We start from the raw sequence: 24464 nt of genomic DNA, 5'->3' as shown, positions 1-24464 counted from the left end.
TCAGTGCTTCCGCGGGGCCAGATAGCCCAGCCAGCGGTGCTCGGCCATCTTGAACAGGCGCACCAGAATGAAGGTCAGGCACAGGTAGAACACGCCGGCGGTGATGTAGGCTTCGAACGGCAAGTAGAACTGAGCGTTGACCGTGCGCGCGGCACCGGTGATGTCGATCAGGGTCACGATGGACGCCAGACTGGTGGTCTGCAGCATCATGATCACTTCGTTGCTGTACTGCGGCAGTGCCCGGCGCAGGGCCGATGGCAACAGGATTCGCTTGTACATTTTGATGCGCGACATGCCCATGGCCTTGGCCGCTTCGATCTCGCCATTGGGCGTGGCACGCAGGCTGCCGGCGATGATTTCAGCGGTGTAGGCGCTGGTGTTGATGGCGAAGGCCAGGCACGCACAGAACGTGGCGCTGGACAGCCACGGCCAGAGGAAGCTTTCACGCACCGCTTCGAATTGCGCCAGGCCGTAGTAGATCAAAAACAGCTGCACCAGCATTGGCGTGCCGCGAATCACGTAGGTGAACAGCCAGGCACTCATGTTGACGACCGGCTGCTTGGAGACGCGCATCAGCCCCAGCGGCAGTGCCGCCAGCAGACCGAAGAACAGCGACAGCGCGAGCAGTTTGAGGGTGGTCACCAGGCCGCCGAGGTACAGCGGCAAGGCCTCCCAAATGACGTTGTAGTCGAAGATCATAGATCAGCCGCCCTTACGCCTACCGAGTAGCGCTTCTCAAGGTGACGCAATGCCAGCAACGAGACGCTGGTGATCACCAGGTACATCGCCGCCACTGCGAGGAAGAAGGTGAAAGGCTCGCGGGTAGCATCTGCCGCCTGCTTGGCCTTGAACATCATGTCTTGCAGACCGACCACCGAAATCAGCGCGGTCGCCTTGGTCAGTACCAGCCAGTTGTTGGTAAAACCCGGAATCGCCAGACGAATCATCTGCGGCACCAACACCCGGAAGAACACCTGAAAACTGCTCATGCCGTACGCCATGCCGGCTTCTGCCTGCCCCTTCGGGATTGCCATGAAGGCACCACGGAAGGTTTCCGACAGGTACGCACCGAAGATGAAACCCAGGGTGCCGATACCGGCGGCCAACGGGTTCAGGTCGATGTAATCGTCATAGCCGAACATCGGCGCCACGCGGTTGAGCAGGTCCTGGCCGCCGTAGAAAATCAGCAGGATCAGCACCAGATCGGGAATCCCGCGGATCACCGTGGAGTACAGGTCGCCCAGCCATGCCAGCCAGCGTATCGGGGACAGACGCAGCGCAACGCCGATCAGCCCCAGAACAATGGCCAGGACCATGGACGACAAGGCGAGCTGAAGCGTCAGCCATACGCCATCGAGGATGACAGCCCCGTAGCCTTTCAACATGATTCAGGTCCTCGAAAGTTGGGATGAAAAAATGGCGCAAACCTCAGAGATCCTGTTGCTTGCGCCATTTCGCACGTGTTGCGGGGACGATTACTTGCCGTAGATATCGAAGGCGAAGTACTTGTCCTGGATTTGCTTGTACTTGCCGTTCTCGCGAATGGCCGCGATCGCAGTGTTGATCTTGTCTTTCAGCGCGTCGCCCTTGCGAACCGCGATACCCACGCCGTCGCCGAAGTATTTGACGTCGGTGAAGGCCGGGCCAACGAAGGCGAAACCTTTGCCGGCGTCGGTTTTCAGGAAACCGTCATCCAGCAGGGTAGCGTCTGCCACGGTGCCGTCGAGGCGGCCAGCAGCCACGTCGAGGTAGATTTCGTTCTGCGAACCGTAAGGCTTGATCTCGGCACCCAGCGGGGCCAGGACTTCGCGGGCGAAACGCTCGTGGATCGAACCACGTTGCACGCCGATGTTCTTGCCCTTCAACTCAGCCAGGTTTTCGCTGACTGCAGTGCCAGCCTTCATGACCAGGCGAGCCGGGGTGTTGTAATACTTGTTGGTGAAGTCCACGGACTTCTTGCGGTCTTCGGTGATCGACATGGACGACAGGATCGCGTCGATCTTGCGCACCTTGAGTGCCGGGATCAGGCCGTCGAACTCTTGCTCGACCCACACGCACTTGACCTTCATCTCTTCGCACAGGGCGTTGCCGATGTCGTAGTCAAAACCCACGATGCTGCCATCCGGTGCTTTGGAGGCGAACGGAGGGTAAGCCGCTTCGATACCGATTTTCAGAGGTTTTTCATCGGCGAAGGTCGGCAGGGACAGCACGGACAGTGCCAGGGCGCCAAGCAGCACGAGTTTCTTCATCTTGGGACTCCATCGGTAAAGGGCAAAAACGGCAGAGTGAGCGACAGCCCAATATGCGAATGGGTTAAACCGCAAAGCGGTGCTGCGTCCTAGGAACCGTGCGCTGATTTCAACACAGGCAACGACGAGCGAGTGATCGGCATTCTAACGACAGGCCCGAAGCCGATATTTCTTCAATGCGACAACAAATTACAGATGCACTGAGAAAGCCGCTTGAACGCGTTGACAGCCTTGCAATTTCATGCAAGAGCAAAAGACAGTGAACCGATCTATATTGCAAATTGCGGGCCTATTATTGGCAAACCCTTCTAATCCGGCAAGCGCAGCGTAGTGTCTTATTTTTCATGCCGGGTTTAGAGGCCCTGTGACGGGGCTTTGCGTTTCCCAATGCCTCGTTATCGGGCGGGCGGTTACACATTCAGTTACTTGAAGGGTGATGGGTAACAGTGGGAAATGGCCTACATAGGAAGCCGATAATTATTGGTCGTTGTTTATGGGGTGTCGGACCTGGCCTCATCGCGGGCAAGCCCGCTCCCACAAGGATTTGTGGCGTGCGAGCAATCTCAATCAATTCCGAAAACCTGTGGGAGCGGGCTTGCCCGCGATGAGGCCCGCCCGGACAGCCAAAACAAAAATCACAGACCAAAAAAGCCCCATCCGGCACGACACCGGATGGGGCTTTCACTAACTCAGAACCGTGCTTACGCGACGTTCATGGTCTTGTGCGTATCAATCAGATGCTGCACCACACCCGGATCGGCCAAGGTCGAAATATCCCCCAACCCATCGTATTCGGCCGTCGCTATCTTGCGCAGAATCCGGCGCATGATCTTGCCCGAACGGGTTTTCGGCAGCCCCGGCGCCCACTGGATGACATCCGGCGAAGCAATCGGACCAATTTCCTTGCGCACCCAGTTTTTCAGCTCCAGGCGCAATTGCTCGCTCGGCTCTTCGCCAGCATTCAACGTGACGTAGACATAAATGCCCTGCCCCTTGATGTCATGCGGCACACCAACCACCGCCGCTTCGGCGACTTTCGGGTGCGCGACCATCGCGCTTTCGATCTCGGCGGTACCCATGCGGTGGCCGGATACGTTAAGCACGTCATCCACGCGACCGGTGATCCAGTAGTAACCGTCTGCGTCACGACGCGCACCGTCACCGGTGAAGTACATGCCACGGAACGTCTTGAAATAGGTGTCGACGAAGCGGTCATGGTCGCCAAACAGCGTACGCGCCTGGCCTGGCCACGAATCGAGAATCACCAGGTTGCCCTCGGCCTCGCCTTCGACGATGTTGCCCAGGTTATCCACCAGGGCGGGCACCACGCCGAAGAACGGACGCGCCGCAGAACCCGGCTTGAGGGCGTGAGCGCCCGGCAGCGGGCTCATCATGTTGCCGCCGGTTTCGGTCTGCCACCAGGTATCGACGATAGGGCAACGGGATTGGCCGACATTCTTGTAGTACCAGTCCCAGGCTTCCGGGTTGATCGGCTCGCCCACCGACCCCAACAGACGCAGGCTGCTGCCATCGGCGCCTTCAACGGCGGCGGTGCCCGAGGCCATCATCGCGCGGATCGCGGTCGGTGCGGTGTAGAGAATGTTGACCTTGTGTTTGTCGACGATCTTCGCCACCCGGGTGATGTCCGGGTAATTCGGTACGCCTTCGAACAGCAACGTGGTCGCGCCGTTGGCCAGCGGGCCGTAGACGATATACGAGTGGCCAGTAACCCAGCCGACGTCGGCGGTGCACCAGTAGATTTCACCCGGACGGTAGTCGAACACGCGCTCGTGGGTCATCGCCGCATACAGCAGGTAACCGCCGGTGGTGTGCTGCACGCCCTTCGGCTTGCCGGTGGAACCGGAGGTATAAAGGATGAACAGCGCTTCTTCAGCGCCCATCTCTTTCGGTGCACACACGGTGCCCGCCACTTTCATCAGGTCTTCAAACCAGATGTCGCGGTGCTGGTTCCACTTGATGTCGCCACCCGTGCGCTTGCACACGATGACTTTCTGGATGCTGCTGGTTTCCGGGTTGGTCAGCGCGTCGTCGACGTTGGCCTTGAGCGGAATCTTCTTGCCGGCACGTACGCCTTCGTCAGCGGTGATCACCACTTTCGAGCGGCAGTCGATAATGCGACCGGCCAGGGCTTCCGGAGAGAAACCGCCGAACACCACCGAGTGAATCGCGCCGATCCGGGTGCAGGCCAGCATGGCGACCACGGCTTCGGGGATCATCGGCATATAGATCGTCACCACGTCGCCGCGGTGCACATCCTGGCCGCGCAAGGCGTTGGCGAACTTGCAGACTTGTTCGTGCAGCTCGCGGTAAGTGATGTTGCGGCTTTCGGCAGGGTCATCCCCTTCCCAAATGATCGCGATTTGATCGCCGCGCTCGGCCAGATGACGGTCGAGGCAGTTGTAGGAAACGTTCAGCGTGCCGTCGGCGAACCATTTGATGTCGACATGGTGATCGTCGAAGGACGTCTGCTTCACCGTAGTGAAAGGCTTGATCCAGTCGAGGCGCTTGGCTTGTTCACGCCAGAAGCCGTCCGGGTTGACGACCGACTGCTGGTACATGGCCTTATAGGTGGCCTCGTCAGTCAGCGTGTTGGCTAGAACCTCGGGACGAACGGGATACAAAGAAGCCGCACTCATCTTTCTTACCTCGGTGGAATAGTTGTTTTTGTATGCCCCCAGTTGTAGCCGGGCGGGGCCTATAGAACCATTCGACGATGGTAGTAACAAGCCCCTACAAAATGTGGCTATACCGCAACAAGGCGCTCAAACCCGGCTATTAGGGCCTGCGTGGAAGCAGGCGAAGCCTGTGATCTTTTGATCTTCGGCTTTTTAAGTCGAAAGATCGCAATCTTCGGCAGATTCTACGCAGTGGATTCGGGCGGGCTCTCGGGGATTGTTACCAAATCTGCCAAAAGTGTTTATCAAAAGCACGGCTATATGCACGCCCCCCTCAGGCCTAAAATCGGTCTCGCCAACACGGCAACGTGATTAACCCAGTTGCAGCCCCCACGAAGGCAGTTAATCCAAGACTCTTTATTAAAGCTCCACACGCAATCCCAAAAAGATTGCGTGACCCCATTCGACCTCAGAAAGGTAAATTTGAAATGAAAGCTTTATGGGTTCTGGTCCTCAGCAGTCTGTGCTTAACCGCCATGGCGGATGAGGTCCCGACTGATGTCGCACAGCAACAACCCGCTATCGAGGAATACACCTACTCCACCCACCTGGACATCGCCAAAGTCATATCGATGAGCGAAATCCCGAATGTCTGCGAAGTGGTTCCAGCCAAAATGGAATACGACGACTCCAAAGGTCAGCGACACATTCTGCGCTACAGCGTCATGGGCAACGGCTGCTCTAACGGCTGATCCGCCCCCCTCTTATTTATCAAGGCTCGACCCACCCCCCCCCCCCCGCCTTCAAGGCAGATGAAGCGCCGAGCATTACATCTACAAATACGATTGTTTTAAGCGTTTATTTGCGCTTTTTAATCAAAATAGTTGGCGTAGGATGAATTCCACACAAGGCACACACGCCAACGAACCTGGAGATACCACCATGAAAACCAAACTGATCCTCGCCCTGACCCTTTCCGTCCTGGCCGCCAACACCTTCGCCGCCGATGGTTACGACCACACTGGTTCGGCTACTTTCACTGAAGCGGCTGTCGCTTCTGACGGTTACGACCACACTGGCTCGGCCTCTTTCGCTTCCGATGGTTTTGATCACACTGGCGCTGCCAAAGTCGCTGCTGACGGCTTTGATCACACCGGCGCTGCCAAGGTCGCTGCCGATGGTTCTGATCACGTAGGTGCCGCTCGTTTCAGCTGAAAACCGAAAGCGACATCACAGCCCGACTTAGGTCGGGCTTAGTTGTGTCTGGAGTGGTCAAAAATCGACCAAAACCACTACATGTAGTAAAAAATGCCGTTTCTGGTTGTTTTTTGAGCAATCGATTTCAAGAACATTTTTAGCCAAAAACTCCCCCCACAAAAACGGCTCCTCTCCCCCGAAAGCCCCGCCCCACCTGGCTTGCAACACAACAGCAGACCATAACCACGCGAACACCCAGCCCTCACCGTCAAAAACCAGCCAAAACAGGCGAAAAAAAAACTTCCTCCGCCAAAGCCCTGTAAACCCTCGCTCCAACCTGAAAACGCCCCCCACCGACCGCTGCGAGTGCCATTTCGCCGCACCACGGGGCCGAAAATTTCCTTATAATGCGGACTTAAACGGGCCTGCAATATTCCCTTACAGGGGTGAAAAGCCAGTCTGAAGCCCACGCAGAGCGGTTCACATTTTCTGCGCCCATCGGCGGCTTCGGAACACCCGTACAAAATTCTGTTTATTGCCTGCGTTGTACTGCTGCAAAAAACGATTCCTTTAGATCCAACGCGGCCAGAAACGGCTGTGTGAAAAACCAACCTATCAGTTTTCACACGGGCAATCTGGCCCTCACGCAGGAGACGACACGTCATGCTGAGCTGGGACGAATTCGACAAAGAAGACAGCGGCGAGACCGTGGTAAAAGGCGCCAACGCCGGCCACGCGACTGAAGCCAACATGGACCGACTCGACACCGCTGGTGGTGTCGCCGCTCAAGAAGCTCGCGCTGTTACCGCGACCGACTCTGCCGCAATCGCCCGTGCCAAAGCTGCCCTGGACACCCTCGACGTCGCCGAAGGCCTCGCCGAACTCGAAGGCGCCTCTGCCCGCGTTGCTGTCGACGAAAAGCGCATGATCAACTGCCGTGCCGACCTCAACCAACTCGTACCGTTCAAGTACGACTGGGCCTGGCAGAAGTATCTGGACGGTTGCGCAAACCACTGGATGCCGCAAGAAGTCAACATGACCGCCGACATCGCCCTCTGGAAAGACCCGGAAGGCCTGACCGACGACGAGCGCCGCATCGTGATGCGCAACCTCGGCTTCTTCTCCACCGCCGACTCCCTGGTTGCCAACAACCTGGTCCTGGCCGTGTACCGCCTGATCACCAACCCGGAATGCCGCCAATACATCTTGCGCCAGGCCTTCGAAGAGGCGATCCACACCCACGCTTACCAGTACTGCATCGAATCGTTGGCCATGGATGAAGGCGAAATCTTCAACATGTACCACGAGATCCCATCGGTCGCGAAAAAAGCCACCTGGGGCCTGAAATACACCCGTTCGATCTCCGATCCGAAGTTCGAAACCGGCACCGTCGAAACCGACAAAGAGCTGCTGCGCAACCTGATCGCCTACTACTGCGTTCTGGAAGGCATCTTCTTCTACTGCGGCTTCACCCAGATCCTCTCCATGGGCCGCCGCAACAAAATGACCGGCGTCGCCGAGCAGTTCCAGTACATCCTGCGCGACGAATCCATGCACCTGAACTTCGGCATCGACGTGATCAACCAGATCAAAATCGAAAACCCGCACTTGTGGGATGCTGAGATGAAGGAAGAAGCTTCGCAGATGATTCTGCAGGGGACTCAGCTGGAGATTGAATACGCTCGTGACACCATGCCTCGTGGGGTGTTGGGCATGAATGCGGCGATGATGGAGGATTACCTCAAGTTCATTGCTAACCGTCGGTTGTCGCAGATTGGTTTGAAGGAAGAGTATCCAGGGACGACTAACCCGTTCCCTTGGATGAGCGAGATCATGGACTTGAAGAAAGAGAAGAATTTCTTTGAGACGAGAGTTATTGAGTATCAGACTGGTGGGGCGTTGAGCTGGGATTAATAGCCTCGCTCGCCACGTTTTGACGATTTGCTGCCTGAGTCGACAAGTCAAAAAAGCAAAGCCCCGATCAGATCGGGGCTTTTTTATGGGCCATGAGTAGTCCTTTTTCATCCCTACGCCACAGAGCTAAATCTCCTACAGCACTTACAGCTGTTTCTCCATTGATACCCGCTAAAAGCACCTCTAAGCTCCATCGCAGGTGCCTAAGAAACGCCCAACGTAGAAAGCTTGGTCAATCACACAGATTCGCAATTCACCCTTTGGTGGTTTGTCGTTGGTATGTGATGGCTTTGCTCGTTGGGATTTCTTAATTCCACTCTACGTTGGGTCTGGCCCTGCCCCCTTAATACGTAGAGGTCACGGATTATGTCCACTCAACTCGCATCCAGAAATTTATCCGCACCAATGAACGACGAGTGGGAGCCTCTCCCATCCACCCTATTCACTCGCCACGACATTCATCTCCACGCCCTACTCTTCGAAAACCAAGCCTGGTTTTGCGCGCGCGATATAGGGCGGTTGATGGGCAAGTATTTGGACGAGCGAATGTCCCGAAAACTCGATATGGATCAGCGACGGATGTTATTGGTACATGCTCATGGAGCAGCAGAGGAGCGACTGATGCTCAGCGAGTCGGGCGTGTATGCATTATTGGTTTATCACTATTGCCCGGAATATCGCTCACTACGCGAATGGCTGACGCATCAGGTTGTAGCTGCACTGCGTGACGCAAGACCGGCGCAGGCAGTTGAGCGTCCAACCTTGAGCGTTTTGGATTGGCCTCAGATGCAACTAAGTTTGCTGCACTGGCGGAATGAACCATGGATACGGATGCGGGACATGCCTTGCATCCTGCTGCCCCAACAGCAAACATCTTGGTGGAGGAAAGCTTCACGGCTATTTCTATTTTAGAAAGCCGCTAAAGATGGGTGCAGCTTTCTGCACCCATTTGATTGGGAGCGTTGAGCATCACGCCAACCGTTCACTTGATCGCTGTTGCTGAGAGTGAAGCGGGAACCCTTCAGGAGCCCCTAACAATACGCCACGTTCCATATCAAACGGCAGCACCCAAAGCTTGAGTTGCGATGCAAACTCAAATACCTGCAACGGCGCATCAAACGCAGATCGTCTTGGATAAATCAGCACCAACTCCCCCTCACCCGCTAGGTATTTGTGGCCATAGGCGAACAACTGATAGAAATCGGACTGCTTCAAACCGTAGTTCTTATCCTCACCAGATGAGTTCAACCGCTTCCATTTTGTGTCCAGCACCCAGCTTTTATTCTGATGGTGAACCATCAAATCCGGCCGCAATTGAAAGAAGTTTTTGCCTTTGTGCTGACACAAATATTCAGTGTGGGCTTGAGTTTGAAGTCGAGCGTCTTGCAGCAGATCCCTGTCTAGACTCGCAGCTACATAGCGCTCAAACAGCTTCTCCATAGGAAACAACAAGCTCATGCCATGCCACTCCCCTGCGACCGCCAAAGGCATCTTTTGCTTGATAATCAGCTCACACCAGGGTTTCACTGGCATGTAGTGCGCCATCAGCCGCTCGCTGCTCCATTGGTTGAAATCCTGCTGCACATTGCGACTTGTAGGAACCTCTAACAACACACTTCTTAACTCGTGAGCCAGACGCCAGTTACCAGCATCTTTTGTTGCTTTGCAGACCTCATCTAACGCGAATTTGAGTAAGCGGTTTTCTGGTCGGTCGGGCAAATAGACATCGTGTCGAATCTGGAAATGGTGCTGGCGTCCAGGGGGTTGACGCATTTGCTTAACCACATCCAATTGACCACGTAGGAACCGTTGTTCCTCCTCTACGCACTGGTAGTCAAAGCGTAGACCTCGCTTGATCAAGTGATCCAGAGTCAGTAGGAATCGGCCCATGACCCATTCGCTCAGCGGTGCATCGAAATTTTGAAGATCTGCCGCGCCGACTTCACGGGTGGGTAAATTTAAAGAAGCTTGGATCATGCGCCGCAACAACACTCTGCTCTGCTTAATGCAGTTCTCTCGCTCAAAATGCTTGGGGAGAATTTCAAGACGCGTGCCACAGGGTGTTTCCAACACACCAACGTAGTTGTCGAGTTTAAGTAAACACCGATTTTCAAGCTGAACCAGTGCAGCTCCAGCATTGCTGAAAGTAGCATTCAATTTGCACAGCCAGTCAAAGGCAGAAATCGATACCTGAGCAAGATCCAACGTCGGCTCAGTGATTTTATCTGTCGTCAGCCTCGCGTACTCGCGGACCGTGATGACGGGTTTCACACCGTCACGCCTTTCAATGCGCTGATTACGGCCGCGCCAAGATGGCGAGTATTAAACTCAAGACCACTTGCATGGTGTGTTGTCAGACCATGCGCTGCGGCAAGCTCTCGCAAAATAGGTTTAGATGGGCTGACGATCTTCCCAGACTTTAAAACCTCGATTGATCCGCTTTCAAGCTGACGAACCTGAATGTCGTCTTTTTCAACTTCAATAGCCTCCTGGACCTTTGGAGGTACTGCTTGGTGATCAATGACACCCCAGAAAGACTCAATCCGAGCAAAGGCGTCTTCGTTGATAATCCATTGATTATTTTGGTTACTTAGAACCACTTGATCGCCAAACAAAGATCCTGAGTTGAATAGCGCCTGCGCGATAAAGCAGTTTTCAGGGGCCTTGCGATGATCGTTAAGGACCCATTGAATCCGTAGCCAATCTTCGAAAAAATACTCTTGCAGCAATGGGAGCACTTGCTCGCGAAAGATTTGCCCCAATCGTTCCAGCGTACAATCCTCCACTAGCGGCATAAAGTACGCGTGCCCTAAACAATGATCTCGATCTAACAGCATCTCAATTCGTTGATTCATCACTATTAGAAGTTGGGCAACATTGAGTTCCCCCACAGTGACGTCTTTCAGCAGCTCAGGCTTAGGCGGCATTTCGCGGAACGTGAAACGACGACGCAGCGCGATATCTAGACCAGCCAATGAACGATCAGCGGTGTTCATGGTGCCAATGAGGTAGACATTACTCGGAACGCTGAAATGATCCTTCGAATACGGCAGCGTAACCTTTAATGCCTCATCAGCTCCTGCACGCTTGGATGGCTCGATGAGAGTAATCAGCTCACCGAAGATCCGAGAGATATTGCCGCGATTTACTTCATCGATGATGAGTACGCGTGCGTCGCTGGATTGAGTTGTCTCCTTGACCTTTGCGTCTTCGGATGACGTATCCAAAATGCGCTGAACCAAAACCGGCAAAATATTGTTGTAGCCATTGATGAGATATGGTTCCAGCTTAGTTTCTGACACTTTGTCAAAAACCAGCTTGTTGCGGACATCTGCGACGGTTAACCGCCCTGCGCGCACATATTCAGCGAGCGTGTGAAGAATACTCATCCCAATCGGTAGCTCTTTACCATTAGGTTTAACCAAGCTCAGTAACTCAGCAGATGCACTCGCGACTATGTACCCAGAACCAAATGACTCCCCCTTTATAAATAGAACACCGGGGCTCTTTACCTTGGCCATGGCAGAGGTGCACATTTTTTTGAACACACCATCGACAACTTCGTAGTGCAATTGCCCATCTTCTCCGCTTTCAGCACGTAGACCTTCGACGAAGTCCTCGTAGCTGAAGCTTTGATGAAAGGTGACGAACTCAACGTGCCCATCTTCGGCTAACTCATCAAAGCGCTTCTTTAAAGCCACCCGTTTGCCTTTGTTGGCCCGAAGAAACTCAGGAACAAGAATTTCCAGCGCAGCCTCGATAGTGGCGTACGTCTTACCGGTTCCCGGAGGGCCAAACAAGATTTGGTTAAGTGCAGGCGAAGTCATCGAGTCGCTATCCTTGCTACGAGAGCAAATGGTCATCGCGGGATGCGGCTCAATCACTGTCGACACGGGTTGCAGAAACCGAAACTCGACGTAGGAAATAGCGCACAGCCGCAGGAAATTTATCCTACAACGGTAGCTACATTGCCATCACTGGTAAAGCCGCACAGAGAAGTAGATCGCGCTGTGGAAAAAGCTGTGCAGGACGAGCGCTTAGCGACTATAAAAACGATCCCCTCAAAGAGCCCGATAGCCCATGAAATTCGACCTCGCCTACTGCCTCAGCCTCGACGACAAGCTGTCGATCTATGACGTGCGCGATTTGAATTTCGACGAGACGATGGAGTTCGATTCCGCCAAGGAGCACTTCCAGTGCCCCAACGATGCCTGCCGTTCGGCGTTTGATGCGGCCAACGTGTTGGGGACGTTCAACGCCAAGAATGTGAATTACGTGCGCACGCCGCACTTCAAGAACATCCCCAGCACGCGGCATGTCGAGGGTTGTCCTTATGTCAGTCTGAAGACGCCGGCGTCGGGCCTGGAGGCGGACGGTGCGGAATCGGATGACGGTCGCGAGGAGCATTTCCCGTCGGAGTTGTTGCTGACTCGGCGTGAGTATGTGCGTAAGCCTGCGAGCCCGGCGGTGGCGGCGGATGTCATGCGGGATGACCCAAAACCAGCTTCAGCGGCCAGTAACGTCGAGCAGCCGAGCCGGGAGTCGGCGCCGGACAAGACCAGTGTCTTCGCCCATCCGGTGGAGTGTTTTGTGTCGAACTTCGAGGACAAGGAACTGCTCAAGCGCATGCCGCTGAAGATTGGCGAGCACTCGGCGCCTTATGGGTCGTTCTTCAAGAAGATTGAGTATCTGCAGGACAACAAGGGGCTGATTTACTGGGGCAAGATCAAGGAGATCAAGGATTACACCCAGAGCTTTCGCATCGATTTCGAACAGAAGGTCTGGTTCAAGCAACCGGATGAGGCGAAGAAGAAGCCTTTTTCGGTGAACGTTTATTTGAGCAAGAAGCTGATCGACAACTACCGCAAGCGCAAGGCGTTTCTGGAAGAGATCAAGCACGCGGTCGATAGTGACGCCGAGTTGTATTGCTTCTTTTATGGGGTGACTCCGGAGTTGAAGCAAGTGCCGAGCAAGAAAAACCCCGAACAGACGTTCGGGGTGTTCAGTGCCAATATTGAGAACCTGGATCACTTCATCATTCGTGAAGCGCCGGGGTTGGCGGGTAAGTAATCGGTGTCACAGCGTTATTGCTGTGGCTGATATTGCGTCGGGACGACGGCCATCGTGTCGTTCAAACACGTGCTCTGCGCAGATAACGCCGATACAAAACAACCCCCATAACAATCGAAAGCATCCCAACCCCCGCATTACCCAAAAGCCAAATTGCAAAGTTCCGATGTTGGTCCGCTTCACTTTCGTAGAACGGCCCAAAGTAGTCAGACACTGCCACGAATAACAAATTAAATGCCCCAACGGCCAAGGCAACCATAAGGATGACGAACAAGGCCCCTTTAACAATTTTCATATGACCTTCCAAAACCATATTTCCTTCGACTCGTGGTAGTCGGAGAAACTGCCCTCAATGGAAAACCCCAACTGAATACGAGGGTAGCTCAGCCAGTCCGTTAGTCTTCGCCCGTTCCATAGGTCGATATGATCGCCACTGCGATTGCCGATGGTCTCGCTTCCTCGGCGCCAGAAGTCTTTGAAGAAAATGATGCCTTGCTGCCCTTCAAGATCATCCTCGAAGTCCTTCGGCTTTATCGTTTGGCGTCGGGCTAGGGATTAGTCCTGAGGCAGTTCAAGTTTGACCGCGCCGGGATGTTGCTTGACCACGGCGTACGGCAGCACTGACCAGCCCGGGTCATCGCAACTGCGTTGCACGCGGGCGAAGTACGGTCCCAGGTACAGGCCTTTTGCGGTGAAGTACCAGTTGGAATAACCCCAAACGCTTTCGTGGGTGTAGTCGCAGCTGTCCTCATCCACCGGCTTCTGCATGTCGTTGGGGTACAGCGCGGTGAATTGCTTGATCAGCCACGGTACGAACACTTCGCGCTGATAGGTGAATCGTGCTTTGCTCTCTTCCTCGGTCAGGGCTGTGTCGCCCGTGCCGTCGCGATCGGCGTGCAGCAGCGGCTTGCCTTTGCCAACCCACAACACATCTTCCAGCGACAGGTTATGACCGGTATGAACGTCGAGGTTGATCGGCGAATTGCCAAAATCCGGGTGAGCGCCGCCGCAGTAATAGCTGGTGGAGATGTTCAGGCTGACCACATCGGGCGACAGGAATTGGGGACTGACACCTTGATCGAACTCGGCATTATCTGACCCCTGCAGCACACAACCGTGGTAGCTGATGACTTCGCTCCAGAGCCGCCCCAACAATTGCTGATTGATTCGCTGCTGGTCGGCTTTCGGGTAGCCGGACTCGACGCTGAACATGGAGAGACTGGACTCGGGCTGCGTCCACCATTGCAGGTCGTAACCCATGAAGGACTCTTTCTTGCCCGGTTTGAGCTTCAAGCCTTGCAGGCGCAGATATTCGTAGGGGTCGCTTTTCGGCAGCGCGGCGATGAAGGGCAATGTGTCTGCCGCCGGTGTCGGGAGCTTGGCCTCGGTCAACTGCATTTGCAGAATTTTGCCCTTGGGGCTTTTCCATTCGCCCTGCCAGCCGTTGGCCGTTTCTTGCAGCTTCAGGATTGGCAGGGGTTTGTCGTCACCGTAGCGGTTGTTGCCTTCGGTTAGCGTCAGGGTCTTTTCTTGCAGCGAGCCGCTCAGCTCAAGGTCGCGATGGTATTTCTCATAGAAGTAGCGGCCGGTGACTCCGTTCTCCTCGCTGGTATTGAGTTCCAGCACGATCGGCATTTTGCCCAGGGTGCCGGTGAACACTCGTCTCCCATCCTCGGCATGAGCAGTGGAACACAACATGAGTAACAACGCGGCGACTGGCGCCAGGCGTAACAATCCTTTGAGCATTGATCGATCCCTGAATAAGTCGGAAGCAGCGCCGGGCAGATTGAAGGCGGCGCAGGTTGAACGAGGACGGATTATGGCGAGGTTGCAGGGGGGAATCGAGCCTCATTGCACGCCTCACTTCATCGCCATGCTGAGCATCACTACCACCAGCAAACCAATATAAACCCGCGCATGCACCCGATCCGGTATCCGCCCGATCCACGACGTCGCCAGGCGAATCCCCACCAGCGATCCAACCGTCAACACCGCAAACGCCAGCACATCCACATAACCGACAAACCACCGCCCCAGATCAAACCCGGCAAACCCCGCCATCGCCATGTAAGTCAGCGTCCCAGCCACCGCAACCGGCAGACTCAACGGATTGGCCATGGACGTCGCCTTGGACATGCTCAGCCCACAACGCCGCAACAACGGCACGGTCATGACGCTGCCGCCCACGCCGAGAAACGTGGCGATGGTGCCGATACCTACACCGCCGCCCGACACTTCTGCCCTGCCCAATCGCCGTGGGATTACAGCGTCGGACTGTGTGAGAAATCCGCGTCGGAACAGGCAGTCCAGAATCGTCACGCCGAGGTAGGCGATGAAGGCAAAACGAATCAACTCGCCACTTGCCCACATCGCTGCAACGGCGCCGATGATCGCGCCCAAACCGATGAACCCGCCCAACGGCCACAGGTAATGGCGAATGAGGTTTCCGGCGCGGTGATGCTTTGCGCTGGCGATCAGGGCGTTGACGATCATCACGCAGGTCGAGGTGGCTACGGCGATGTGCATCGCCGATTGACTGATGGGATCGTCGGCACCGTGGCTGGCCGTGAGCATGCGGTACAGCAAGGGCACGACGACGAAGCCGCCGCCGAAGCCGAACAGCACGGCGGTGACGCCGGTCATGCAGCCGAAGAGTGCCAGTAAGAGATAGAAGAACATCGCGCATCGTCCGTTGGTTGAGAGTGGCCGACGATAGAGCGATGGGGCTTGGCCTATCGCCGGTAAGTTAAGTAAGAGCACTCCATTGTGGGAGCGGGCTTGCTCGCGAAAGCGGTGTGTCAGGCGACATTAATGTTGGCTGTGCCGCCGTCTTCGCGAGCAAGCCCGCTCCCACATGGATTGCTCTTAACTTACGGGTATTAGGGCTTGGCCTGCCTCAGCAAGTCAGCCAATAATGTTTGCGTTTACGCCAACCGCTGGATACCGCTCGATGCGCAATGTTTCGATTGATTTGCTGGACGACACGCCACGGCGGGTGGTGGCCCTCGGCACGGATTACCGTGATGGGCAGCTGTTGCCGCGCCATACCCATCGGCGGGCGCAGTTGTTGTACGGCGCCACCGGGGTGATGCAGGTGAGTACGCACGACGGCAATTGGGTGGTGCCGCCGCAGCGGGCGGTGTGGATTCCGCCGGGGGTGGCGCATGAGGTGTTGATGCTGGGGGTGAGCACTCGCAGCTTGTACATCGAACCGGGGGCGGTTGATTTGGGCAATCGCTGTCAGGTGATCAGTGTTTCGCCGTTGATGCGGCATTTGCTGATGGAGGCGGTGGAGGTTGCGCTGGAGTACGACGAGGCCGGGCGCGACGGTGCGCTGATCGACTTGCTGCTGCACGAGTTGGCCCGTAGTGCTCACTTGCCGTTGCACATTCCGCTGCCTATGGATTCGCGGCTGCTTGGGTTGTGTCAGATGTTTCTCCAGCATCCGAACATTCATCTATCGCCGCAACAGTGGGCTGATCAGTTGCATATCAGTTTGCGTACTTTCAATCGGTTGTTCCGCCAACAGACCGGGCTGAGTTTCAGCCAATGGCGGCAGCGGGCCTGTGTGGTGCTGGCTTTGGCGCGGCTGGCGGTGGGCACGCCGGTGACGCGGATTGCCCTGGATTTTGGCTATGACAGCCCGGCGGCGTTCTCGACAATGTTTCGTCGCGTGCTGGGGCAGGCACCGTCCGTTTGGTTGGAGGGGGCGAAATAGAGAGCTCGCGGCAAGCGCAGAACCTGTGGGAGCGTGGCTTGCCCGCGAAGAACGATGACGTGTAATACCTGAAAAACCGCGGTGCATCCTTCGCGGGCAAGCCACGCTCCTACAGGTTCTGCGCTTGGCCTTAGCCACTGCCTTGTTCTGACAGCAACTCAAAACTCTGTTCCTTCACATCCTGGGAATCCAGACCGATTTGCACCCGGAACTCACCCGGCTCGGCGGCGTACTCCAATTGGCTGTTAAAGAACTTCAAGTCGTTCTCATTAATGCTGAAATGGACTGCTTTTTCCTCTCCGGCCTTGAGCATGATTTTTTGAAAGTTCTTCAGTTCTTTCACCGGACGGCTGACGGATCCCACAACATCGCGGATATATAGCTGAACCACCGTTTCACCATCGCGCTGGCCGATGTTCTTCACCATGACACTAGCGACGAGGTTGTCGGTCTTGCTCAGTGTGGTCGAGGACAGAGCCATGTCGGTCAGGCTGAAGTCGGTATAGCTCAGCCCAAAGCCGAAGGGGTAAAGCGGACCGTGGGATTGATCGAAATATTGCGACGTGTAGTTGCGAAGCGCACCCGCTATGTAGGGGCGACCGGTGTTCAAGTGGCTGTAGTAATTGGGGATCTGCCCCACGGAGCGTGGAAAGGTGATGGGTAACTTGCCGGACGGGTTGTAGTCGCCGAACAACACATCGGCAACGGCGTTGCCTCCCTCGGAGCCGCTGTACCAGGTTTCCAGAATTGCATCGGCCTGTTTCTGCTCCTTGCCGATGGACAGTGGCCGACCGTTCATCAACACCAGTACCAGCGGTTTGCCGGTGGCTTTCAGGGCGGTGATCAATTCACTCTGGCGCCCAGGCAGGTCGAGGCTGGTTCGACTGGCCGCTTCATGAGACATGCTGCGGGGCTCGCCTACCACTGCGATCACGACATCGGCTTGCTGTGCAGCCTTCACCGCTTCATCAATCATTTCTGCTGCCGGACGCGCGTCATTCTCGATTTTGGACACGCCCTGGTATTCCAGGTATTTAACGACCTCCTGATCCTCTTCGAGATTGGCGCCTCGGGCATAGATCAGCGAGCCCTGGGTCATTGCGTTTTTCAGCCCGTCATAAATCGTCACCGATTGCTCGGCCACGCCGCTTGCAGACCAACTCCCCATGATGTCGACGGCACTTTTTGCCAATGGGCCTATGAGTGCGATCACGCCCTCTTTTTTCAGCGGCAAGAGGCCGTTTTCATTCTTGAGCAGCACCAATGTCTTGCGTGCTACTTCACGGGCCTGGGCTCTGTGCAGACGGTGTTCGGCATTGTTATCAGCGGGGTCTTCACTGGCAATGCCGATGCGCCGGTAAGGGTCTTCGAACAGCCCCATGTCGTACTTGGCCCCCAGCACTTCCCGCACTGCGTTATCGATATTGCTCTGGGAAATAGCGCCCGACTCAAGCAGCCCCTGTAGCTCCGGACCATAGGAGAAGTCGTTCATGCTCATATCGACGCCGGCCTTGATCGCGAGCCTGGCGGCTTCGCGGTGATTCTTCGCCACGCCATGCTGAACCAGATCGTTTATCCCGTTATGGTCGCTGATGACCAGCCCCTTGAAGCCCCATGCCTTGCGCAGCAGGTCTTGCATCAACCAGGCGTTGGAAGCGGCTGGCACGCCATTTATCGAGTTAAGCGCGACCATCATCGCCCCCGCGCCCCCCTCAATTGCCGAACGATAAGGTGGCAGGTAATCCTGGTGCATTCTGGCCAGGCCCATGTCGACGCTGTTGTAGTCGCGCCCACCCTCGACAGCCCCATACAACGCAAAATGTTTGGCGCTGGCCATGATGCTGTCGGGTGCATTCGGGCTTGCGCCCTGGTAGGCCTGAACCATCGCTTTGGCAATGCGCGAAACGAGGTAGGTGTCTTCGCCAAAGCCTTCGGAAGTGCGTCCCCAGCGAGGATCCCGGGCGATATCTATCATCGGGGCGAAGGTCAGGTCGATACCGTCCGCACTGGCTTCTTTTGCCGCTATCCGACCGCTTAGCTCAATAGCGCCAATGTCCCAACTGGAGGCCAACGCCAGACCAATGGGGAAAATGGTTCGATGGCCGTGTATCACGTCCCAGCCGAAAAACATCGGGATTTTCAGGCGGCTTTGTTGAGACGCGTCCTGCATGGGGCGGTTTACGAAACGGCTTACAGAGCCGTAGGTACCACCGATTCGCCCGGCGGCGATCTCTTCGCGTATTTTTTCGGGCGTCATCTTTTCATCAATAGCGATCAGCCGCAGTTGGCCGATTTTTTCCTCCAGGGTCATTTGATTTATCAGGTCGCTGACAAAGGCCTCTTTGCTCAACGATGCCATATCAGCCGCGACGGGCAAGCTTGTAAAACCGATCAGGGCACATAACAGACGTAGTCTTTTCATGATTCCCTTCCCTGCATAACGCTGTGGCGCACTGCGTCATAAACGCCACCTTCCCTGAATTGAAAATCAGAAAGCTGACGTTCAATCATTGCTGCTCACGGGCGTTGAAAGCCTTGAGCTTTCAGGTTCCCGCATAGAAACAGCGTAGTCGCTCCCCAGCGCCTGCCGGAGCAAAAAATAGAATCGATCAAAAAAATGAGTTTGATCCGGGATCAAAACAACTGTACAAAAACACAGTACATTTTGAATCAGCACTCTCGAGCCCGGAGAACACCATGGCCACTCTTGCGATGAAAATCACCCTGGAACGTATCGCCCTCTTCCAGTTCACCCCCGCCCACTGTGCCCAGGCCCGAGCGATGCTGGGCTGGAGTGTTGAAGAGTTGTCCGAGGAATCCGGGGTTTCCGTTGACGCCATTCAGCGCTTCGAGGCAGAACGCGATGTGTTCGATGTCACCCGGCTGGCGTTGGCGTATCGGTTTGAGTCGCAAGGCCTGGTGTTCTTCCCGGGATTTGCACCGGGCAGAGGGATGAATGTGAGAGGGTCGACACCGGATCCGGTGGGGCGGGCGGATTATGCAATGGTTGAGTGAGGTGTCAGCAAATGAATGAAATCGATGGAAGCAACCGCTGCGTTCATGAGGCGCCGGGCTATCCCGAGGCGGGTGAGATGCGAGCCAAAGCCGGACACGTTATGAAGATTGGCCTGCTCCTCCAAAACGGTCGGCTGAGCAAGACTGAGGCCGCGCTAAGGCTCGGATTGTCTCAGGAAGAACTGGACGAATTACTGAGTGGAATATTTCGCGATTTGACCGTGGCAAAAATCTCGGAATATCCAAACCTGGGCGAACGCAGATAGATGGGACCGCACACATCCTCTTTGTAGATTGCATTCGGCATAACTTACCGGAATTGGGGCCGCTCCCACGGCAAGCGGCCCGGCAGCACAACATCAAGCGTTCTGAGGCGCCGCCTGATTGCTTTCACCTTCCAACCCAAACCACCACGCACTACCCCGTTGCGGATACATCACGTTGAACGCTTCGCCCATCTGCGGCGTGGTGATCGACACGTTTCGCTCCCAGGCCAATGCCAAAATACGGTCGAAGGGTTCGTACCAGGCGTGCATCGACAGGTCGAAGGTGCCGTTGTGGATCGGCAGTAGCCAGCGCCCTTTAAGGTCGATGTGCGCCTGCAAGGTTTGCTCGGGCTGCATGTGAACATGCGGCCACTCGACGTTGTAGGCGCCGGTTTCCATGAGTGTGAGGTCGAACGGGCCGTACTGTTCGCCAATGCGTTTGAAGCCGTCGAAGTAGCCGCTGTCGCCACTGAAGAAGATCCGCGTGTCGCCGTCGATCATTACCCACGACGCCCAAAGGGTGCTGTTACCGTCGAACAGGCCACGACCGGAGAAGTGCTGCGACGGGGTGGCGACGAATTGAAGGCCATCGACCTCGGTGCTCTGCCACCAATCCAGTTGGCGCACTTTGCTGGCATCGATTCCCCATTTGATCAGGGTGTCGCCCACACCCAGCGGGGTGAGGAAGTATTGCGTTTTGTCCGCCAGTTTGAGCACGGCCTGATAATCAAGGTGGTCATAGTGGTCGTGAGACAGAATCACCGCTTCAATCGGCGGCAGGTCTTCGAGGCTGATCGGTGGCTGATGGAAACGCTTCGGGCCGGCCCATTGCACTGGTGAGGCGCGCTCGGCGAAGACTGGGTCGGTGATCCAGAACTTGTCTCGCAGTTTCAGCAGTACAGTGGAATGACCAAGGCGATAGACGCTGTGGTTGGGCGCAGCGATCAACGCTGCCTGGGTCAGGGTTTGCACCGGGACGGGAGCGGACGGACGGGTGTCGCGCGGTTTGTGGAAGATGATGTTCCACAGGATGCGCAAGGTTTTGCGAAAGCCTTCGCGCTTTACCGGTACATGATTTCGATACTGCCCTTGCGCCTGTCGTGAAGCTTCAAGCGTTGAGGCGTTATCCGCTGGAGAAGTTAAAGTGGCCATGACTGAATGACTCCAGGAAAACCGCAGTTCGCGATTTTCCCCCTTGGGGACGATAGATGGCCAAAGCACGCACGCATCAGCCGCAGATTCTATTTTTTACTGGGCAGGATTAACAAAACATTACACTGCACAGTGTAGTTTCAAGGTTGCATCAAAGCCGTTCACAAGTAAACTGCCAAGTGTAGTTCTCCACTTCTTCCTGCCTAAGCGTATTTATGACAGCTCCACAACGCCTCACCGACCGTAAACGCGAAGCCATCATCCAGGCGGCGATTGCTGAATTCCGTGCCAATGGTTTCGACATCACCAGCATGGACAAGATCGCCGCCACCGCTGGCGTGTCTAAGCGCACCGTGTACAACCACTTCCCGAGCAAGGAAGAGTTGTTCGCCGAAATCCTCAATCAACTGTGGGCGCGGGTAACGGCCGAACAGGAAACCGCCTACCGCCCTGACCTGCCCCTGCGCGACCAGCTGCGTCGGATGTTGCAGGCGAAATTGCAGATGCTGGCCGATGACAATTTTCTCGACCTGGCGCGAGTGGCGATCGCCGCCACCATCCATTCTCCCGAGCGCGCACAGAACATGGTTGCCCGAATGGGTGAACGCGAAGAAGGAGTGACTGTATGGATTCGCGCCGCTCAGGCCGATGGCCGATTGAAACCGGTCGCACCCGAATTCGTCGCACAACAGGTCCAGGGATTGCTCAAGTCCTTTGCGTTCTGGCCGCAGATCTCCATGGGCCAGCCAGGCTTGTCGCCCGAGATGCAGCACACCGTTGTGGAGTCGGCCCTAGACATGTTCCTGGCCTGTTATGAGCTCTGAATCGGGTTGCAAAAAATGACAATGTCCGCGGCTTTATCGCTGACCGATCGCTGTAATTAGAAACACCGAAATGTGTTTCAGAATGAAACTGGCGCCGGGGCTATAGTGAGCTGCAGTCCCAGCGGCCATGCAGAGAGCACCATGAGCACCCCGACCCGCGAAATCGAAACCGAACCCACTGGCCCCGTCGATCACCTGCGCTTTCATCGCCCTCACGCTCATCTGGCACCTACTTTCGGTACCGACCGTTTTGCCCTGCGCGCCGAGGCCTTTGCGCGATTCTTCGGCACGCCGACTTTTCTCGGCGCCCAAACCCTGACCGAGCGTATCGAAAGTCTGACGTCGGAAATGCATCAACACTTCGTAGGCAAAGAGCCACCGAAGGCGTGATCCGACTCAAGGCAACTTCAGCGCGCGCCCCAATTCATCGAACAACGTCACCACCGAGCGCAATGCGCGGCAGTCTGGGCGAGTCAGCAGCCACAGGGCCGTGTCGTAACCGTGCAAGGGCTCGGTCAACGGTTGCAGTCCGTCACCGATGAGGAAGTCTGGCAACGCCGCGACACCCAGCCCGGCCCGCACTAACTCGGTCACTGACAACATGCTGTTACAGCGATAACCAGGCGTCACGCCAGGCAACTGCTGACGCCTCCATGCGACGGTGGGGTGATCGGGCAAGAAGTCGTCCGGGGCGATCCAGGTCAATGCAGCCAGGTCGTGGGAATCGACTGATTGCAGATAGGCCTCGCTGGCACAGACCCGGTAGGAAATATCCGCCAACCGTCGACCCACCAAATGTTCGGGCGGTGTGCGGGTCAAGCGCAAGGCGATGTCGGCGTCGCGACGGCTGAGATTGGCGAAGTCGTTGGAGGTGCACAGTTCAATGGTCAGCGCTGGATAGGACGGCATGAACCGCGCCAGCGCCGGCAACAACAAACTTTGCAGGACTGAATCGGTGCACGTCAGGCGCACAGTGCCGCTGATGATTTCACCGCCCTGCTCCACGCCAATGCGCGCCGCCTCCAGCGCTTGTTCGGCGCGCTCAGCCTGCTCGGCCAGAGTCTGCGCCAGCGTGGTCGGCAGGTAACCGGCGCGGCTCTTCTCGAACAGTTGCTGCCCCAACGCGGCTTCCAGTCGGCGGACGGCGCGAAACACCGTCGACACGTCGACCTTCAACAACGCCGACGCCCGGGCCAGAGAGCCGCCGCGCACCAGGGCGAGGATCAGGGACAGGTCCGGGTAGTCCAGCCGATAGTGCGTCGGTGCATTGATCACTTGGGATAACGCCAATATTGATTGCGTGAACGCCAATCTATAGTGGGTGCCAGGAATCAACAAGCGTCGAGATCACTCATGGAAACCAACGCCATCCGCATCGCCCTGATCGGCGATTACGACCCACAGGTCACCGCCCACCAAGCCATTCCCGTCGCCCTCGGCATGGCCGCCGAACACTCAGGCCAAGACATACAGTTTCAATGGTTGGCCACCAACAGCATCAACGCCGAGACGCCACTGGATGGCTTCGATGGTTTCTGGTGCGTGCCCGCCAGCCCTTATCGCGACATGGACGGCGCATTACGGGCGATCCGTTTTGCCCGCGAGCAGCAGCGACCTTTCCTCGGCACTTGCGGCGGTTTTCAGCACGCAGTACTCGAATTCGCCCGTAACGTTCTGGGCTGGAGCGATGCCGAACACGGCGAGACATCGCCCAATGCCGCGCGGGCGTTACTCACACCGCTGACCTGTTCGCTGGTGGAAGCCGTCGACAGCATTCATTTGGTTGAAGGCTCGTTGATCGCCAAGGCGTACGAAGACGCTGAAATTCGCGAGGGATATCGCTGTCGTTATGGGGTGAATCCTGAGTTTGAACAGGAGCTACTGAAACAACAGTTGCACGCGGTGGGCCACGATTCGATGGGAGGGCTGCGGGCGGTGGAGCTAAAAGATCATCCGTTCTTTGTCGCAACGCTGTTCCAACCGGAACGCGCCGCGCTTAAGGGTGTTCTGCCGCCGTTGGTCCAGGCGTTGATCGAGGCCTGTGCGAGGCACCCATCATGACCGCCCAGACACCTGCAACGCCTTACTACGCGGTGATTTTTACCTCGCTGCGCACCGAGGGCGATCACGGTTACGAACAGGCCGCCGAACGCATGGTGCAATTGGCCCGTCAGCAACCTGGCTTTCTTGGCGTGGAATCGGCCCGTGGCGCGGACGGGCTCGGGATTACGGTGTCCTACTGGGCCAGCGAAGCGGCGATCCTGGCCTGGAAACACCATCCCGAACACAGCGCGATTCGTGAGCGCGGACGGTCGACCTGGTATTCGACGTGTCATACGCGGGTGTGCAGGGTTGAGCGGGCATATGCGTTCAAACAGTAAATGATGCGGTGTTCCGGAGGCCGTCTTCGCGGGCAAGCCCGC

The 24464-nt window shown here is 56.2% G+C and carries 24 protein-coding genes and 1 pseudogene; 12 read left to right on the top strand and 13 right to left on the bottom strand.

Annotated elements, in window-relative coordinates:
• The 4 genes from AC1RQB_RS23105 to acs all read right to left on the bottom strand — a co-directional run bounded on the left by AC1RQB_RS23105 (position 1) and on the right by acs (position 4906).
• Positions 1–699, bottom strand: a complete 699-nt coding sequence (locus tag AC1RQB_RS23105) for an ABC transporter permease (protein WP_063342829.1) — start codon at positions 697–699, stop codon at positions 1–3.
• On the bottom strand, positions 696–1385 hold the full coding sequence (locus AC1RQB_RS23100; protein ID WP_063342828.1) for an ABC transporter permease: 690 nt from the start codon (positions 1383–1385) through the stop codon (positions 696–698). The genes AC1RQB_RS23105 and AC1RQB_RS23100 overlap by 4 nt, the downstream gene beginning before the upstream one ends.
• 90 nt (positions 1386–1475) lie before the next feature.
• Entirely contained in the window at positions 1476–2249 is a 774-nt protein-coding gene (locus AC1RQB_RS23095; protein WP_063342827.1) for an ABC transporter substrate-binding protein, read from the bottom strand.
• A 701-nt stretch (positions 2250–2950) separates the two neighbouring features.
• Positions 2951–4906, bottom strand: a complete 1956-nt coding sequence (acs, locus tag AC1RQB_RS23090) for an acetate--CoA ligase (protein WP_008071854.1) — start codon at positions 4904–4906, stop codon at positions 2951–2953.
• Positions 4907–5373: 467 nt separating this feature from the next.
• Here acs and AC1RQB_RS23085 point away from each other — a divergent pair, with 467 nt between their 5' ends.
• The 4 genes from AC1RQB_RS23085 to AC1RQB_RS23070 all read left to right on the top strand — a co-directional run bounded on the left by AC1RQB_RS23085 (position 5374) and on the right by AC1RQB_RS23070 (position 8908).
• Complete coding sequence (locus tag AC1RQB_RS23085; RefSeq protein ID WP_008071855.1) at positions 5374–5637, top strand: DUF2790 domain-containing protein; 264 nt, start codon at positions 5374–5376, stop codon at positions 5635–5637.
• A 190-nt stretch (positions 5638–5827) separates the two neighbouring features.
• Entirely contained in the window at positions 5828–6100 is a 273-nt protein-coding gene (locus tag AC1RQB_RS23080) for a hypothetical protein (protein ID WP_008071858.1), read from the top strand.
• Between the two features lie 645 nt (positions 6101–6745).
• On the top strand, positions 6746–7996 hold the full coding sequence (locus tag AC1RQB_RS23075; RefSeq protein ID WP_007905373.1) for a ribonucleotide-diphosphate reductase subunit beta: 1251 nt from the start codon (positions 6746–6748) through the stop codon (positions 7994–7996).
• A gap of 366 nt (positions 7997–8362) precedes the next feature.
• Positions 8363–8908: a BRO-N domain-containing protein gene (locus AC1RQB_RS23070; RefSeq protein ID WP_404943021.1), complete on the top strand. Its 546-nt coding sequence runs from the start codon at positions 8363–8365 to the stop codon at positions 8906–8908.
• Between the two features lie 57 nt (positions 8909–8965).
• Here the strand turns inward: AC1RQB_RS23070 and AC1RQB_RS23065 are convergent, their stop codons facing one another.
• Together AC1RQB_RS23065 and AC1RQB_RS23060 are read right to left on the bottom strand one after the other, a co-directional pair.
• Positions 8966–10267, bottom strand: coding sequence for an McrC family protein (locus tag AC1RQB_RS23065; RefSeq protein WP_063342824.1), 1302 nt, complete (start codon positions 10265–10267; stop codon positions 8966–8968).
• On the bottom strand, positions 10264–11823 hold the full coding sequence (locus AC1RQB_RS23060; protein ID WP_063342823.1) for an McrB family protein: 1560 nt from the start codon (positions 11821–11823) through the stop codon (positions 10264–10266). The genes AC1RQB_RS23065 and AC1RQB_RS23060 overlap by 4 nt, the downstream gene beginning before the upstream one ends.
• 253 nt (positions 11824–12076) lie before the next feature.
• On the opposite strand from AC1RQB_RS23060, the gene AC1RQB_RS23055 reads away from it, so the two are divergent.
• Positions 12077–13066, top strand: coding sequence for a hypothetical protein (locus tag AC1RQB_RS23055; protein ID WP_063342822.1), 990 nt, complete (start codon positions 12077–12079; stop codon positions 13064–13066).
• A 61-nt stretch (positions 13067–13127) separates the two neighbouring features.
• Here the strand turns inward: AC1RQB_RS23055 and AC1RQB_RS23050 are convergent, their stop codons facing one another.
• The 4 genes from AC1RQB_RS23050 to AC1RQB_RS23035 form a co-directional block, all read right to left on the bottom strand.
• Positions 13128–13361: a hypothetical protein gene (locus tag AC1RQB_RS23050; RefSeq protein WP_032830393.1), complete on the bottom strand. Its 234-nt coding sequence runs from the start codon at positions 13359–13361 to the stop codon at positions 13128–13130.
• The gene (locus AC1RQB_RS23045; protein ID WP_238543572.1) at positions 13358–13552 is read right to left on the bottom strand and encodes a T6SS effector amidase Tae4 family protein; all 195 of its coding nucleotides are present in this window, start codon (positions 13550–13552) and stop codon (positions 13358–13360) included. Before AC1RQB_RS23045 ends, AC1RQB_RS23050 begins: the two co-directional genes overlap by 4 nt.
• A gap of 69 nt (positions 13553–13621) precedes the next feature.
• Positions 13622–14812, bottom strand: coding sequence for a hypothetical protein (locus AC1RQB_RS23040; protein WP_063342821.1), 1191 nt, complete (start codon positions 14810–14812; stop codon positions 13622–13624).
• Between the two features lie 114 nt (positions 14813–14926).
• Positions 14927–15745 (bottom strand): sulfite exporter TauE/SafE family protein, encoded by an 819-nt coding sequence (locus AC1RQB_RS23035; RefSeq protein ID WP_063342820.1) that lies wholly within the window; start codon positions 15743–15745, stop codon positions 14927–14929.
• A 271-nt stretch (positions 15746–16016) separates the two neighbouring features.
• Between AC1RQB_RS23035 and AC1RQB_RS23030 the strand changes: the two genes are divergently transcribed.
• Positions 16017–16784 (top strand): AraC family transcriptional regulator, encoded by a 768-nt coding sequence (locus tag AC1RQB_RS23030; protein ID WP_063342819.1) that lies wholly within the window; start codon positions 16017–16019, stop codon positions 16782–16784.
• 130 nt (positions 16785–16914) lie between these two features.
• Here the strand turns inward: AC1RQB_RS23030 and bglX are convergent, their stop codons facing one another.
• Complete coding sequence (gene bglX, locus AC1RQB_RS23025) at positions 16915–19143, bottom strand: beta-glucosidase BglX (protein WP_404943053.1); 2229 nt, start codon at positions 19141–19143, stop codon at positions 16915–16917.
• A gap of 338 nt (positions 19144–19481) precedes the next feature.
• Here bglX and AC1RQB_RS23020 point away from each other — a divergent pair, with 338 nt between their 5' ends.
• Positions 19482–19799, top strand: coding sequence for a helix-turn-helix domain-containing protein (locus AC1RQB_RS23020; protein WP_063342818.1), 318 nt, complete (start codon positions 19482–19484; stop codon positions 19797–19799).
• A gap of 11 nt (positions 19800–19810) precedes the next feature.
• Positions 19811–20065 (top strand): helix-turn-helix domain-containing protein, encoded by a 255-nt coding sequence (locus AC1RQB_RS23015; RefSeq protein ID WP_081235287.1) that lies wholly within the window; start codon positions 19811–19813, stop codon positions 20063–20065.
• 93 nt (positions 20066–20158) lie between these two features.
• Here the strand turns inward: AC1RQB_RS23015 and AC1RQB_RS23010 are convergent, their stop codons facing one another.
• Positions 20159–21217 carry an MBL fold metallo-hydrolase gene (locus AC1RQB_RS23010; protein ID WP_063342817.1) on the bottom strand — a complete coding sequence of 353 codons (1059 nt, stop codon included), beginning with the start codon at positions 21215–21217 and terminating at the stop codon, positions 20159–20161.
• 215 nt (positions 21218–21432) lie between these two features.
• Between AC1RQB_RS23010 and AC1RQB_RS23005 the strand changes: the two genes are divergently transcribed.
• Both AC1RQB_RS23005 and AC1RQB_RS23000 read left to right on the top strand, forming a co-directional pair.
• Positions 21433–22041, top strand: a complete 609-nt coding sequence (locus tag AC1RQB_RS23005; protein ID WP_008071884.1) for a TetR/AcrR family transcriptional regulator — start codon at positions 21433–21435, stop codon at positions 22039–22041.
• Positions 22042–22182: 141 nt separating this feature from the next.
• Positions 22183–22359: pseudogene (locus tag AC1RQB_RS23000) on the top strand (DUF1003 domain-containing protein); the annotation flags it as partial.
• 78 nt (positions 22360–22437) lie between these two features.
• On the opposite strand, the gene AC1RQB_RS22995 reads toward AC1RQB_RS23000, so the two are convergent.
• Positions 22438–23379, bottom strand: a complete 942-nt coding sequence (locus AC1RQB_RS22995; protein WP_081235286.1) for a LysR family transcriptional regulator — start codon at positions 23377–23379, stop codon at positions 22438–22440.
• Between the two features lie 15 nt (positions 23380–23394).
• Here AC1RQB_RS22995 and AC1RQB_RS22990 point away from each other — a divergent pair, with 15 nt between their 5' ends.
• Together AC1RQB_RS22990 and AC1RQB_RS22985 are read left to right on the top strand one after the other, a co-directional pair.
• Positions 23395–24102 (top strand): CTP synthase C-terminal region-related (seleno)protein, encoded by a 708-nt coding sequence (locus tag AC1RQB_RS22990; protein ID WP_063342814.1) that lies wholly within the window; start codon positions 23395–23397, stop codon positions 24100–24102.
• Positions 24099–24422: an antibiotic biosynthesis monooxygenase family protein gene (locus AC1RQB_RS22985; protein ID WP_063342813.1), complete on the top strand. Its 324-nt coding sequence runs from the start codon at positions 24099–24101 to the stop codon at positions 24420–24422. Before AC1RQB_RS22990 ends, AC1RQB_RS22985 begins: the two co-directional genes overlap by 4 nt.
• The last annotated feature ends 42 nt before the right edge of the window (positions 24423–24464 follow it).

This window comes from Pseudomonas sp. GW822-FHT02E03 (assembly GCF_058802325.1).
The sequence above is the reverse complement of the archived record's forward strand: the minus strand, read 5'-3'. Positions and strand labels throughout refer to the sequence as shown.

What these genes read in the sequence shown, in the direction of transcription:
- AC1RQB_RS23105 (WP_063342829.1), bottom strand. Translation starts at nt 699, where the DNA reads ATGATCTTCGACTACAACGTCATTTGGGAGGCCTTGCCGCTGTACCTC.
- AC1RQB_RS23100 (WP_063342828.1), bottom strand. Translation starts at nt 1,385, where the DNA reads ATGTTGAAAGGCTACGGGGCTGTCATCCTCGATGGCGTATGGCTGACG.
- AC1RQB_RS23095 (WP_063342827.1), bottom strand. Translation starts at nt 2,249, where the DNA reads ATGAAGAAACTCGTGCTGCTTGGCGCCCTGGCACTGTCCGTGCTGTCC.
- acs (WP_008071854.1), bottom strand. Translation starts at nt 4,906, where the DNA reads ATGAGTGCGGCTTCTTTGTATCCCGTTCGTCCCGAGGTTCTAGCCAAC.
- AC1RQB_RS23085 (WP_008071855.1), top strand. Translation starts at nt 5,374, where the DNA reads ATGAAAGCTTTATGGGTTCTGGTCCTCAGCAGTCTGTGCTTAACCGCC.
- AC1RQB_RS23080 (WP_008071858.1), top strand. Translation starts at nt 5,828, where the DNA reads ATGAAAACCAAACTGATCCTCGCCCTGACCCTTTCCGTCCTGGCCGCC.
- AC1RQB_RS23075 (WP_007905373.1), top strand. Translation starts at nt 6,746, where the DNA reads ATGCTGAGCTGGGACGAATTCGACAAAGAAGACAGCGGCGAGACCGTG.
- AC1RQB_RS23070 (WP_404943021.1), top strand. Translation starts at nt 8,363, where the DNA reads ATGTCCACTCAACTCGCATCCAGAAATTTATCCGCACCAATGAACGAC.
- AC1RQB_RS23060 (WP_063342823.1), bottom strand. Translation starts at nt 11,823, where the DNA reads ATGACTTCGCCTGCACTTAACCAAATCTTGTTTGGCCCTCCGGGAACC.
- AC1RQB_RS23055 (WP_063342822.1), top strand. Translation starts at nt 12,077, where the DNA reads ATGAAATTCGACCTCGCCTACTGCCTCAGCCTCGACGACAAGCTGTCG.
- AC1RQB_RS23050 (WP_032830393.1), bottom strand. Translation starts at nt 13,361, where the DNA reads ATGAAAATTGTTAAAGGGGCCTTGTTCGTCATCCTTATGGTTGCCTTG.
- AC1RQB_RS23040 (WP_063342821.1), bottom strand. Translation starts at nt 14,812, where the DNA reads ATGCTCAAAGGATTGTTACGCCTGGCGCCAGTCGCCGCGTTGTTACTC.
- AC1RQB_RS23035 (WP_063342820.1), bottom strand. Translation starts at nt 15,745, where the DNA reads ATGTTCTTCTATCTCTTACTGGCACTCTTCGGCTGCATGACCGGCGTC.
- AC1RQB_RS23030 (WP_063342819.1), top strand. Translation starts at nt 16,017, where the DNA reads ATGCGCAATGTTTCGATTGATTTGCTGGACGACACGCCACGGCGGGTG.
- bglX (WP_404943053.1), bottom strand. Translation starts at nt 19,143, where the DNA reads ATGGCATCGTTGAGCAAAGAGGCCTTTGTCAGCGACCTGATAAATCAA.
- AC1RQB_RS23020 (WP_063342818.1), top strand. Translation starts at nt 19,482, where the DNA reads ATGGCCACTCTTGCGATGAAAATCACCCTGGAACGTATCGCCCTCTTC.
- AC1RQB_RS23015 (WP_081235287.1), top strand. Translation starts at nt 19,811, where the DNA reads ATGAATGAAATCGATGGAAGCAACCGCTGCGTTCATGAGGCGCCGGGC.
- AC1RQB_RS23010 (WP_063342817.1), bottom strand. Translation starts at nt 21,217, where the DNA reads ATGGCCACTTTAACTTCTCCAGCGGATAACGCCTCAACGCTTGAAGCT.
- AC1RQB_RS23005 (WP_008071884.1), top strand. Translation starts at nt 21,433, where the DNA reads ATGACAGCTCCACAACGCCTCACCGACCGTAAACGCGAAGCCATCATC.
- AC1RQB_RS22990 (WP_063342814.1), top strand. Translation starts at nt 23,395, where the DNA reads ATGGAAACCAACGCCATCCGCATCGCCCTGATCGGCGATTACGACCCA.
- AC1RQB_RS22985 (WP_063342813.1), top strand. Translation starts at nt 24,099, where the DNA reads ATGACCGCCCAGACACCTGCAACGCCTTACTACGCGGTGATTTTTACC.